This is a genomic window from Thauera sp. 63 (assembly GCF_000310165.2).
GTDB classification, from domain to species: domain Bacteria; phylum Pseudomonadota; class Gammaproteobacteria; order Burkholderiales; family Rhodocyclaceae; genus Thauera; species Thauera humireducens.
Window position 1 is genome coordinate 53,992 of the sequence record NZ_AMXC01000014.1, and the last position, 13,061, is coordinate 67,052.

The window sequence follows — 13,061 nt, forward strand, 5'->3', positions numbered from 1 at the left end:
TCTCGCCATGAACCTGCTCCAGCCCCGCATCGCCATCCTGATCCTCTGCACCCTGCTCGCGCTGCCGCCAGCGGCAAGCGCGGCAGCCGCGACAGGAATTGGACAGGCCAGTCCAGTCGGAGGCATGTCCCCGGTCTCCACCACGCCTCTTGATCCAGACTGCCTCCCGAGCGACGGTGGTGCCCCTGGGGCGAACCCCTGCGGACAGACTGCGCCGGCAAGCCAGGACGACAACGACAAGGTCGAGCAGGGGGCCGGCAACCCGATCGACGTGATCACCGGCAACAAGTACCAGCGCGAAACCGACATGCCGGCCCTGCCCGGCATCCTGGGCATCGAGATCGTGCGCCACTACAACAGCGCACAGGCCGGCCCCGACGCTCCGCTCGGCCTGCTCGGCCGCGGCTGGCGACTCTCGTATGAGACCGACCTGCATGTGATTGGGCAACAGTTGCACATCATCCAGGCGGACGGCAGGCGGCTGGTGTTCTTCCGCGACGCTGGCGACGCGAGGCGCCATGTCGGTTCAGACCCGATGCGCGGCGTGGTGACGGCCGAGGGGTTGCCAGGGCCGCATGTCCGATACCGCTGGCGCTGGCCGGACGGGCGCACGCTCGATTTCGACGCGCGCGGCAAGCTGGTGCAGATCCAACTTCCAAGCGGGGAGTTCGTCAGCCTGACGCGCAGTCCACAGGGCGAACTGATGAAAGTCACCGACCCGCAGGGGCGCAGCCTGAGTTTCGAGTACGCCCCGCGGGGCGCCGAAGGATTCCGCGGCGTCGTCGCGATCGGCAGCCCGCTCGGTCGCTTCACCTATGCGCATCAGAACACCCCCTCCCGACCAGGCCTGAGCAATCTTGCGGTTGCAACGCATCCGGACGGTGGCGCGCGGCGTTACCACTATGGCGCTGACCCTGGCGAAGCAGCACCGGCCTGGCCCCATCACCTGACCGGCATCAGCCTCACCGAGAAACCGACCGGCGATACGGCCAGCGCAGCCCCGATCACGCGACGGCTATCCACCTACGCCTACGACAGCAAAGGGCGTGCCGTCATGAGCGTGCGCGGCGCAGCGCGCCAACTCGACGAGGCCGGCAAAGTCGTGCCTGGCACGGGAATCGGGCAAGTCGAACTGGACTTCTCGACGCCAGGCTCGACGCTGCTCACCAACAGCCTGGGCCAGCACACCCGCTATCGTTACGCGCGCCTCGGCGGCGAAGCGCGACTGCTGGAGGCCATCGGCCCTGGCTGCGCGAGCTGCAGCGAGACCAATGTGCGCTATGGCTACGATAAACGTGGTCGGCTGATCGAAGTCACCCGGCTGGACGCCACAGGGCGTGCGCTGGCCGCGACGGTGATCGAACGCGACGCCATGGGACGCGTCGTGCGCGAGTCGATTCTCCCCCATGCAGGCCGCAATCCGATGCCCGCGCGACTGCTCGTCCGCTACGAGTACGCCGATGACGGCGCACGACCAGTCCTTGTCGCGCGCCCAAGCGTGGTCCGCGGTCGAGAACACCAGTTGCGCTACAGCTTCAACGCGGCCGGACAGATCACCCGAGTGACCGAGCACGGCTTCAGCTCCCTTGGTGGGTCCGGGGTTCCTGCAGCGGACCCCAGCGAGGCAACGCCGATCGAACGCACGACCACCTTCACTTATACGATGATCAATGGCCGCTCCCTGCTCGCCGCCATCGATGGCCCGCTGGCCAATGGCCCAGGCGCCTCGCCCGCCGACTCGGACATCGCGATCTTCCACTGGGACCCGCAGGGTTCCCAGATGATCGCGCTCACCAAACCCGGCGGCAGCCGTCACACGCTCGACTACCATCCATTGACCGGCCTGCTACAGCGCGTGAGTAACGACGAAGGCCAAGCGACCGCGTTCTCGTACAACCCTCGTCAGCAGGTGGTCACGGCACGTAGCGACATGCCGGGTTGGGCGCAGCCCTGGGCGCAACACTTTCGCTACGACGACCTCGGCCGCGCGGTGGCATCCTCGAATGCCACGCAGCCGGTAGGAAACTGGCTGCGCGCATGGGATGAGCACGGCCGCCTGATGTGGCACGCGAGCGCATTGGGCATCCTCGACCATTACGCCTATGACGCGGAGGGACGCCTGCTCGAGCGCAGCCGCCGCAGCGCATCCTTCGTCCAGACCGAGTCTCGCCGCCACGACGAGCAGGGGCGGCTCATCGCCGTCCGCGACAACGCCGGCCGCGGCCGCCAATGGCATTACGATGCGCTCGGGCGCCTGCGATACGCCGTCGATGCTGACGGCCTCGTCCATCCGGCAGCTCGCACGCCCAGCGCCACATCCTTAGCCCCCGAGCCACCAACGCCGCCGCAGACCCTTCGCGACGACTTCGGCCGCATGGTCTGGCAGCGCAGTCCGGACAGCGGAACCATCGTGCGCGAGTACGACGAAGCCGACCGGCTGGCCGCCATGCGCGACGCGCGCGGCAACCGCGCCCACTACACCTACGACACCTGGGGGCGCATCCGCTACCAGCGAATCACCGACGCCCGCACCGGCGCCACCGAAGAAACAGAGTGGCGGTATGCCGGGCGTCGTCTGGTCGAGGTCCGCCATCCCACCCAGCACGAACGCTACGAATACGACGCACGCGGCCTGCGCAGCGCGCGCATCGTCACCCTGCCCACCGCCGACGGAGCGCTGACGACGATCACCCGCTACGAGCACGATGCCGCCGGCCAGCTCGTCGCCACGACGCTGCCCGACGGCAGCCACATCCGTTACGAACGCAACGGCCAGGGTCAGGTCATCGCGCTCAGGCGCGAATCCGCTGGGGGACCATGGCCAGGCTGGCTCGCGCGCGAGCAACTCATCGCCAGCGAGTTCGAGCGCGACCTCGTCAGCCTACGCCGCTATGTGACGGGCAACGGTATCGAGACCCGCTTCCAGCGGAGCCGCGAAGGCGTGCTCGCACGCGTCGTTCACCGTCATCGTCCGCTGCCGCAGCACCGGGTAGCCAACCGATTGAAGCCCTGGCCGCTCGCCCGCACGCCCGCTGAGGCAGTCGAACAGCTCTTGGGTATCGGCAACGCCCGCGCCCAATCCACCGCGACTGTCACACCTGTGGCTGATATCTCCGCGGAAAGCTCTCTGGCGAATACTGGCAACCTGCCAGGCGCCCTGGGAGAGCCTGACGATCCGGCCGCACTGCTCGACCATCGTTACCTCTGGGACGTGCGCGGCAACCTGCTGCACGGCCGCCAGCGTGCCCTCGGCGGAAACGCCCAGCCCACGGCAAGCGGCCACGCCTACGATCGCGACAACCGCCTGCTCGCCTCGGTCCGGTGGCGGATGAAGGACGACACCCTCGTCGAACAGGCCGTCTGGCGATACGCCTACGACCCGTCCCAACGCCGCATCCTGAGCCAGCAGAATGTCGCCTCGCAGCGCGAACTGCAGGCCGGCACCCAGCGCAGCCATTTCGAGCCGCTAACCCACCGCGTGCTGGCTTCGCCCGACTCACCTTCACGCTACAGCACCAGCGGCCAACCCGAGCGGCTCGGGCAGCGCGACTACGAGTGGGATGCCCGCGGCCGGCTCGTTGAAGTCCGCGAGGACAGCACCGTCATCGCCCGCTACGGCTACGACCATCGCGGCCTGCGCAATACCAAGCACGCCGGCGGCCGCACAACACACACCCTCTACGACGAACACCACCAGCCCCTGGCGGAACTCGACGCGAAGGGCCGCATCCTGCGCCAATACATCTGGCTCGCCGACCTGCCAGTTGCCGTGATCGATACCCCGGAGGGCGTCGCCGCCGCCGCAGCCGACGACAGTGCCACCGCCCGTTTCTTCAGTGATCTGCAACGACTTTGGCGCAACGCCTTCGGCTCGAACGAAGGCGTCGCCTGGCTGCACGGCAACCACCTCGGCGCCCCCGAGCTCGCCACCGACGCAGACGGCCAGGTGCTCTGGCGGGCCACCTACGCCCCCTTCGGCGCCGCCACCATCGAGTCCCGCACCCTCACCCTCAACCTGCGCCTGCCCGGCCAGTACTTCGACCCCGAAACCGGCCTGCATTACAACCGCGCGCGCTACTACGACCCGGAACAGGGCCAGTACCTCAGCCCCGACCCACTCGGCGCTCCGGATGGGCCGAACCCCTACGCTTACGTCGCGCACAACCCCCTCCGGTTCGTCGATCCGGACGGGCTCATCCTGTTCGCGTTCGACGGTACGGACAACTCCCGTGATCGGCGCGAACTTGAGCGCCTCGGTGGCTCCCTGACGAACGTCGCGCGGTTTGTGCGACTTTATGACGATGGTCCGCGCCGCTACGTGTCCGGCGTGGGCACGCACCATTTCGAGGATGGAAACACCAACTATCTGGACGATGAATATCTGGACATCCTGCCGAACGGCCTCGGGCCGATCCCTGATCGCGGCGGCAACTTCACCGGACGCGCGCGCATCGACCGCATGTGGAGCTACTTCATCGACGAGGCCGAGGGCCATCCCGATGACGAGACCATGGACATCGACATCATGGGCTTCAGCCGTGGTGCCGCACAGGCGCGGGAGTTCGCCAGCCGACTGGCCGCGGCCAGCATCGTGCACGATGGGGTCCGCTACCTCCGGTACACGGCCATCGACAGAGCCTCGGGCCAGAACGTCACACGCTGCCAACCGGTAAACCTGCGCTTCATGGGTTTGTTCGACACCGTCCTGAGCACCGATCTGCCTTGGGGCGCAGCCTATCGCTTGGCGATACCGGCGGAGTTTGCCCACGTGGCGCACGCCGTGGCACTCAACGAGTACCGCAGCCAGCCCTATTCGTCCGACGTGTTCGGCTACCCCTTGAATGCGGCCTTCTGGAATGCGACCCGCCGCAACCTGCCCGACGACCTGCACCAGGGCGGCTTCCCGCTCGAATCCATTGGCGCGAGCCGCTACACCCCCGGACAGGTACGCATCGAGCGCGGCTTCATCGGCGCGCACGCCGATATCGGCGGCGGCTACGAGGAGGGTGAGAACCAGTTGTCCTTCGTGGCACTGAACTGGATGGTCGAGCAGGCGCAGACGGCGGGGGTGGCCATGGACGCCTCTCGTCTGCCGTCCATTCCCATAGCCGCCCCCATCATCCACGACCAGAGCAACGCGTTGCGCATCGGCGACCCACGCGAGACGCCGACGGTCTCACGCGAGGTCGAGCAGGGGGACATGACGTTCATCGAAACGGAGCGCCTGCGCGCCGAAGACCGCAGGGTGCGCGGCACCGTCGGCGGCACCACTCAGCGCGACATGGACTTTACCGACTTCGGCACCGATGACCGAAGCCTGACCACGGGCGAGACGCATGACTTCATTGCCTACACCGAGCGTCCTGTGACGAGCAATCCGAGTGATACCTGGAATGCGCTCACGGGCAACCGGACCGGGCGGGTGGACATCGCTGCATACATGGGTTGGCTGTGCCAGCACGGCTATTTCGAGCAAAGCTCGGCACCTTGCGCATCTGGAGGAACGCCATGACAAAGAGATTACGCCCCCCGCCGCCATCCCCTTCCCGGCGCACGCTGCTAGCGCTGAGCGCCGCCTTTCTGGCTGGCTGCCGCGGCAGCGCTCCCCGGCGAGAGCAGGCCCCAAGCCCCCCTTTGAGCGCGGAGGACGAGGCGCTCAAGCGAAAGTTCCGAGGGCTCAAAGGAGGGCAGTTGCGGGTCGATTCATTGTTCATTGTTCGTGGGCTGAATATCTTCGACGAACATGGGTGGTTGTTTTTTTCTGCGGCGGGCATGACCCCCCCCCGCGGTAACTTCATCGGTAGCTATGGCGCGGAGTTCGGCGTACCGAAGTTCTTGCGGGTGGAGTGGCGGGATCCGGCAAGCGAGTACCGAGCCGAGGGGCGGGATGGTGCGTTCCTGGGCGGCGCCGTCATCGCGAACCATACGATCCCCGTGGCCTCCCGCATCCCCGACGCGCTGCTCGAGGGGAAACGCCGGAACGGCGGCGGGTTCCGGCTGAAGATTCGGATTCACCCCGACGGCCCACTGATTGGCTGGGATCTGGAGCGCGGGCAGGGAACAGCACCCGATGGTTCGAAGTTCCACCATGCCGGGGGCGATTTCCAGGAGGCCTACATCTACAACGGCAAGGTCCTCCGGAAGGGCTGGTACACCCACCCCAGGAGCGGTGAGCGCATCGAAACGGATTTCTAAGCGAGGCAACGACATGACATCGTCGAAACACGAAGCGAGGCGAGGCGAGGCATGCGACTGTCCCTTGTGACGGCAGCAGCGGCGAGCGCCGCGATCGTGCTGGCAGCTTCTGCCCATGCACAGAGCGGGAAATCCGCCGCCCCCTCGGCAACCACGCAGCCTGGGGACGGAGATTACGCAAGCCAGCGCTGGCACCTGATGCCCCAGATGGAGCCGCTGCTGGCTTACCTGCGCTGCGAGGAAGTCCCGCTAAACCAGTTCGGCGAAGCCGAGCATCCCATCGAGGCGCTGTCGTTTCTCGCCGAACGTTTCCAGGCGCTCAAGGCAGGGCGCGAACTGCCGCTGATTCCGCTGGAGGTATGGCCTGGCATACGGGCCCAGTTGCAGGTGTTGGCGGGATACGGCTTTTTCGGCGTAGTCCAGTTCTATCCCGCAGAGGACAGGGAGGGGCTGTTCAAGGCGCTGACGGCCGCCGGATGGGCGTTGGAGCGTGCCCCTTCGGACGACGCGGCACGGCTTCTTCCTGCGCTTGCCCTCGTCCCTGTGTACCAAGCCTCGAAGCCCATGGGCAAGCTTGTGCGCGACCTGACGTTCATGGACGCACACGTAGACCAGCTCGCAGGAAGGGTAGCCGCGAATGGCCTGACCGTGATCTGCACCTACAGAAGGATGAATGACCGATGATGCGCTTCTGGCCATGTCTTTGGATCTTTGGCATCACGGTGCTCGCACTGCCAGACGCGCGCGCGCAACAGGACGCCGCCGCGTTTGAGTGGATCGCCCGCACCAGCGAAGCCGATCCCAATCTTGGGTTGGATCTCAATGCGTCGTTCGAGCCTCGCGGTGCGGCGCTGCGACAGATCGGGGTTGACCGGAATCTTGTCAAGGTGAGCGACTTGTCGAATGGTCGCTGGGTTACCGTCCGCGCTCTGAGACACCAGATGTCGGGCACGTACTACCCTCGTGTCGCTCCGAGTTTCGACCGGCAAGCCGCTTACCTCTGGAGTTTCGACGGCGAACTGCGCATCTTCCAGTTGGGTGAGCTCGGGAGTCCGGCGCCTTTGCTCTCGCTCCAGGATCCGCGGCTGCGCGATCTCATGTACGCACAAAGTGCCGGGCGGGTGAGTGGCGACGCAGCCCATGGCTTCTGGGTGACGAACGCTTACGCGGGCAGCGCCTTGTTCATCGAGCCGGGCACGTGGGCGATACGCGAGGTTCCGGGGCTCACCTTGCCACCCGACGGAGGGAGACATCAAGCCGCCTTCAGAGCGGCGGCGTTGGGCGCAGAGGGATCATTGTGGGTTATCGAGCCGGGCTCAAGAGATATTGTCCGACGCGATTCGCACGGTGAGGAACTGACCCGGGTATCGTGGCCGTTTGCTGCCGATGTACCGGCCGGCGCGAGTCTCTACGGTGACGGAGCCCTTGAACCATCCAAGGCAGGCGTACTGGCAATCTCGAACACTCGGCTTGAACTGGCGTCCATCAACAACGCCGGCCAGATTCTATGGCGGTTGGCCGTGTGTCCATCGGGCATCGGAGCCCGTTGCGCGCAGGAGGCAGCCCAGCGCGGTCAACTGTCGACGATCCAACGCGCGGTGGCAGACGAGGCGGGCCATGCCTGGGTCGCCGACAACACCCGGTCACTGTATGTCCACCGGGGAACAGGGGATCCGGAGCGCCTGTTCGGCAATCTGCCGCCGTGTCTGCCTGAGGGTTCGCCTGCGTCCGCGGGCAAGCAGCAGAGTCCTCCTTGCGTGGGAGCAAACGACCGCCTGGTTCAACTGGCTGATCACCGGTATCTCATCTACTCCCGGTCCGGCGGTTTCTCGGTGCGCCACATGATGCAGATCGAGCCGGGGCAGCCATCACGCATCAGCTTCGAATCGCTGAAAACCGGGGCGGCCGATCTCCCACGGATTGACCGTCAGGCGGTGCTGCAGAGTCTCGCTGACCAGCGGGTGTGGGGATTCGGTGAAAGGCGAAGCGGGCTGGCGGAACGGTCGGCTTCGACCGAAATGGGCGTACCGACCCATCGCGGCATCGCGACCGCCTCAAAGATGATGGGCAAGTACCTGAGCCCGCCGGGAGACGCGATCCGCACGCCAGAAGACGCAACCCTGGCCAAGCTGTTCGAACCAACCCGCCCCTTCGACCAAGGTAGCCATTCGATGGCGCGCTTCGGGGAAGACGCGGTGGTGATCAAGGACCGGCGAGTCCCGCCAACGCAACTGGCCCTCTACGACATGCGCACAGGTGAACTTCGCCAGGGCATCGAGGTTCGCGGCCTGCCGGCACCGGCGGGCTGCGGGCAAGCGCACACCGCGCTGGAGTACGTCTTCAACGACAACGTCGACACGCTGTACATGATGCGGGAATGGTCGGGCGAAATTTTCGTCATCGATTCGTCCTTTACGGCAACACGTTTGGCTCGCTTGCCCCACGCAAACGCCGGCCGGTCAGCGGCGTGCGGAGCGGTGGTCGACGCCGGTGCGCGCGTTCCGATTGCTGCGCGGACACCGGGGGGAGATCTGGTGATCGCCACCGCCAATGGCGTGTTTGTCCAGCGCGGCGAAACGTTCGATCGCGTCGAGGCACCCGCGTCGGTCGTACAGTTGGTCGTTCTGAACGACGCCGAGGCACTGGTGGTCGCCAAAGGAGGTTTGGCCAAGCTTAAACTTCCCCCCAAATTTCGTCTTCCAGGAGATGGGGTATAACGCCCCGGAAAACTGGAAGGAGAAAGCGAGTTGAAGATGCCGAAACAGGAGTTCACGGCACTGGCAGTGACGCCGGCAGATGCAAGTCGTGCCACGCAGAGATCACTCGGCGACATGAGGGGAAGGCAGGCGCCGTGAAACGAAGCACGACGCCCGGAATCGACAGCGAATCGATACCCGCCGAGATTAGCTACAAGCCAGAAATTCGATGTGCCTTACGGTTGTTGACGTACCCGACGAACGCGGGCCGTAGACGTGACGATGGGGACCGAAGTCCCCACCGGCTTTTCTTTGGTAACAAGGCTCAAGCAGCCTCGGCATAGGCCTTAAGCGGCCAGTGCGAAACGCTCATCGTTGGCGTTTGTGGTTTTGCGCGGATTACGTCCGTCGCCTCTCGGGTTGCCTGCTCACCTTTGCCCGCCCTGTCGAAACCAGTACACCCCCACCCAAACGCACTCCCGAATGCCCTTGGGTGGAGGTGAGGGGAATCGAACCCCTGTCCAGAACGCCTCCAGATTGCCGGGATTACAACCATGGGCGTCATGTTACGCACTGACGGGCCGGCATTCAATGCCTTGGGGCACGGAGCCGGCCATTCAGTTGTAAGCAGGTCTGTCGTCCCGCCCCATGCTTAGCGCTTGGGCACGCGGCCCATCAGGTAGAAAGGCTCGTTGGGCGGCGTGCCGGTGAGGTGCACGAGACGGTTGCTCATTGCGAAGAAGGCGGTGATGGCGCCGATGTCCCAGATGGCCTCGTCGTCGAAGCCGTGTTCGCGCAGCGCGGCGAGATCCCCGTCCTCGATCTCGCCACCGCGCGTGGAGAGCTTGACGGCGAAGTCGAGCATGGCGCGCTGGCGCGGGGTGATCTCGGCCTTGCGGTAGTTGGTGGCGAGTTGGTCGGCGATGCGAGGGTTCTTGGCGCGGATGCGTAGCACTGCGCCGTGGGCGATGACGCAGTAGAGGCATTGGCTGGCGGCCGATGTGGCAACGACGATCATCTCGCGCTCGGCCTTGGTGAGGCCGACGTCCTTCTCCATCAGGGCGTCGTGGTAGTCGAAGAAGGCACGGAACTCCGCCGGCCGGTGAGCCAGCATCAGGAACACATTGGGCACGAATCCGGCTTTTTCCTGCACAGCGAGGATGCGGCTGCGAACGTCCTCGGGCACGTCGGCGAGGTCGGGAATGGCGAAGCGGCTGATACGGTCGGTCATGTGAAACGTCTCCTCAGTGATGTCGATATGCGGCGGCGGGCAGCATGCCGCCACGGAACTGAACTGCGTCAGCGATTGACGTCGACCACGACACGACCACGCACCTTGCCTTCGAGCAGTGCAGCAGCGGTGTCGATGGTCTCGCCCAAGCCGATTTCACGGGTCATCAATGCCAGCTTCGCGGGATCGAGGTCGCGCGCGAGGCGGCGCCAGGCTTCGATGCGCTCCTCGCGCGGCGCCATCACGCTGTCGATGCCCACCAGCGTCACGCCGCGCAGGATGAAGGGGGCGACCGTGGCCGGCAGGTCCATGCCCTGCGCGAGGCCGCAGGCCGCGACCGTGCCGCGATACTTGGTGCTTGCGCATACGTTGGCGAGCGTGTGGCTGCCGACGGTGTCGACCGCCCCCGCCCAGCGTTCGCGCGCCAGCGGCTTGCCCGGCGCGGCGAACTGGGCGCGATCGAGGATTTCGGTCGCACCAAGCGCCTTGAGGTAATCCGCTTCGTCAGGCCGCCCGGTCGACGCCACGACGGTGTAACCGAGCCCCGCGAGCACCGCCACGGCGACGCTGCCGACACCGCCGTTCGCGCCGGTCACCAGCACCTCGCCCTTGTCGGGCGTCACGCCCTGGCGCTCGAGCGCCATGACGCACAGCATCGCGGTGTAACCGGCCGTGCCGATGGCCATCGCCTCCCGCGGCGTGAAGGCCGCGGGCAGGGGTACGAGCCATTCGCCCTTAAGCCGCGCACGTTGCGCCAGGCCGCCCCAGTGGCCCTCGCCCACGCCCCAGCCGTTGAGCAGCACGCGGTCACCGATCGCAATGCCCGGGTGGCTGCTCGCCTCGACCGTGCCCGCGAGGTCGATACCCGGCACCATCGGGAACTTGCGCACGACCGGCCCCTTGCCGGTGATCGCCAGTCCGTCCTTGTAGTTGAGCGTCGAGTACTCGACCTTCACCGTGACGTCACCCTCGGGCAGCGCCGCATCGTCCAGCTCGCGCAGGCTGGCGCGGTAGCCGGCATCGTCCTTCTCGATCAAGACCGCATTGAACATCGTGTCCTCCTCCGTGGCCCCGGGGCCGCATGTAAATATTGGCAGGAAGATGGTAACCGATGCGCGGGACACGAGACGGGACTGGGCCGAAGCCCCCGTCTCGGGTGATAATGGCGGACTGCCGAACTTACGGACTGGAAGTGATGAAGCGCGTTGACGATTTTCGCCTGAAACTCGGATCACACGAGTTGGTACCGATCATGGTCGGAGGCATGGGTGTCGATATCTCGACCTCCGATCTCGCCCTGGAAGCTGCTCGCCTGGGGGGCGTCGGGCACATTTCGGACGCAATGCTGCCGACCGTGTCGGACCGTCGCTACAACACCAAGTACGTCAAGAACAAACTGCAACAGTACAAGTTCAACGTCGCCAACACCGACAAATCGGTGGTGCAGTTCGACCTGGGGCTGATCGCCGAAGCCACGGCCACCCATGTCAGCCGCACGATGGAGCGCAAGCGCGGCTCGGGCCAGGTGTTCATCAACTGCATGGAAAAGCTGACCATGAACGCCCCGAAGGAAACGCTTCGGGTGCGCCTGCGGGCAGCCATGGACAACGGCATCGACGGCATCACGCTCGCCGCGGGCCTGCACCTGGGTTCATTCGCACTCATCGAGGACCATCCCCGCTTCCGCGACGTCAAGCTCGGCATCATCGTCAGCTCGCTGCGCGCGCTGCAACTCTTCCTGAAGAAGAGTGCCCGCACCGGTCGCCTGCCCGACTACGTCGTGGTCGAAGGCCCACTGGCCGGCGGTCACCTGGGCTTCGGCCTGGACTGGGCGCAGTACGACCTTGCCACCATCGTGGCCGAGATTCGTGACTGGCTGAAGGAACAGCAACTCGACATTCCGTTGATCCCGGCCGGCGGCATCTTCACCGGAACCGACGCGGTGAATTTCCTCGAAATGGGTGCGGCGGCCGTGCAGGTCGCCACGCGCTTCACGGTGGCCGCAGAATGTGGCCTTCCCGCCGAAGTGCAACAGCATTACTTCAAGGCCAGCGAGAACGAGATCGAGGTCAACCAGATATCACCGACCGGCTATCCGATGCGGATGCTCAAGAGCAGCCCGGCGATCGGCAGCGGCATCCGCCCCAACTGCGAGGCCTACGGCTATCTGCTCGACGCCAGCGGCAACTGCCAGTACATCGAGGCCTACAACCGCGAGGTGGCCGCGCACCCGGACGCCAAGAAGATCAAGGTGTTCGACAAGACCTGCCTGTGCACCCACATGCGCAACTTCGACTGCTGGACCTGTGGGCACTACACCTATCGGCTCAAGGACACCACGGTGCGCGAGGAGAACGGCGATTACCGCATCCTGTCGGCTGAGCACATCTTCCGCGACTACCAGTTCAGCACCGACAACAAGATCGCTTTGCCGGCCTGAGCACTGCAAAGCAAAAGGGCGGCCCCGCGGGGCCGCCCTTTTTTCGTCCGTAGCGCGGGGACGCCTTCAGAATGTGTGGCGTTCGATCAGCTCGACCTTGTAGCCGTCCGGGTCCTCGACGAAGGCGATCACCGTGGTGCCATGCTTCATCGGCCCTGCCTCGCGCACGACCTTGCCGCCCCGCGCACGGATCTCGTCACAGGCCTTCTTCGCGTCCGGCACCTCGAGCGCGACGTGCCCGTAGGCGGTGCCGAGTTCGTACTTATCCACGCCCCAGTTGTAGGTCAGCTCCAGCACGGCACCGTCCTGTTCATCCTGATAGCCGACGAAGGCCAGCGTGAACTTGCCGTCCGGATAGTCGTGGCGGCGCAGCAGGCGCATGCCCAGCACCTCGGTGTAGAACGCGATCGAGCGCTCCAGATCGCCAACACGCAGCATGGTGTGAAGGATTCGCATGGTCAGTCTTCCTTAGTGTTCGATTCGCCGCCTCCGGCAAATC

At 65.5% G+C, this 13,061-nt stretch carries 8 protein-coding genes and 1 other RNA gene; 5 read left to right on the forward strand and 4 right to left on the reverse strand.

Annotation, left to right across the window (positions count from 1 at the left end):
* Nucleotides 1-7: 7 nt before the first annotated feature.
* From C664_RS21165 to C664_RS12875, 4 genes are all read left to right on the forward strand, one after another.
* Nucleotides 8-5,512 (forward strand): RHS repeat-associated core domain-containing protein, encoded by a 5,505-nt coding sequence (locus C664_RS21165; protein WP_004261039.1) that lies wholly within the window; start codon nt 8-10, stop codon nt 5,510-5,512.
* A 122-nt stretch (nt 5,513-5,634) separates the two neighbouring features.
* Entirely contained in the window at nt 5,635-6,195 is a 561-nt protein-coding gene (locus tag C664_RS12865; protein WP_004261042.1) for a hypothetical protein, read from the forward strand.
* A gap of 51 nt (nt 6,196-6,246) precedes the next feature.
* Nucleotides 6,247-6,879: a hypothetical protein gene (locus C664_RS12870; protein WP_004261046.1), complete on the forward strand. Its 633-nt coding sequence runs from the start codon at nt 6,247-6,249 to the stop codon at nt 6,877-6,879.
* Nucleotides 6,876-8,912, forward strand: coding sequence for a hypothetical protein (locus C664_RS12875; protein WP_004261049.1), 2,037 nt, complete (start codon nt 6,876-6,878; stop codon nt 8,910-8,912). The genes C664_RS12870 and C664_RS12875 overlap by 4 nt, the downstream gene beginning before the upstream one ends.
* A gap of 256 nt (nt 8,913-9,168) precedes the next feature.
* On the opposite strand, the gene ssrA is transcribed toward C664_RS12875, so the two are convergent.
* The 3 genes from ssrA to acuI all read right to left on the reverse strand — a co-directional run bounded on the left by ssrA (nt 9,169) and on the right by acuI (nt 11,174).
* Nucleotides 9,169-9,496: a transfer-messenger RNA gene (gene ssrA / locus C664_RS20340) on the reverse strand.
* A gap of 47 nt (nt 9,497-9,543) precedes the next feature.
* Nucleotides 9,544-10,122 (reverse strand): peroxidase-related enzyme, encoded by a 579-nt coding sequence (locus tag C664_RS12880; protein WP_004261052.1) that lies wholly within the window; start codon nt 10,120-10,122, stop codon nt 9,544-9,546.
* Nucleotides 10,123-10,190: 68 nt separating this feature from the next.
* The gene (acuI, locus tag C664_RS12885) at nt 10,191-11,174 is read right to left on the reverse strand and encodes an acrylyl-CoA reductase (NADPH) (RefSeq protein WP_004261056.1); all 984 of its coding nucleotides are present in this window, start codon (nt 11,172-11,174) and stop codon (nt 10,191-10,193) included.
* 143 nt (nt 11,175-11,317) lie between these two features.
* Here acuI and C664_RS12890 point away from each other — a divergent pair, with 143 nt between their 5' ends.
* On the forward strand, nt 11,318-12,562 hold the full coding sequence (locus C664_RS12890) for a nitronate monooxygenase (protein WP_004261060.1): 1,245 nt from the start codon (nt 11,318-11,320) through the stop codon (nt 12,560-12,562).
* A gap of 66 nt (nt 12,563-12,628) precedes the next feature.
* Here C664_RS12890 and gloA read toward each other — a convergent pair whose 3' ends face one another.
* A complete protein-coding gene (gene gloA, locus C664_RS12895; protein ID WP_004261063.1) occupies nt 12,629-13,018 on the reverse strand; it encodes a lactoylglutathione lyase in 390 nt (129 codons plus the stop codon).
* Between the last annotated feature and the right edge of the window lie 43 nt (nt 13,019-13,061).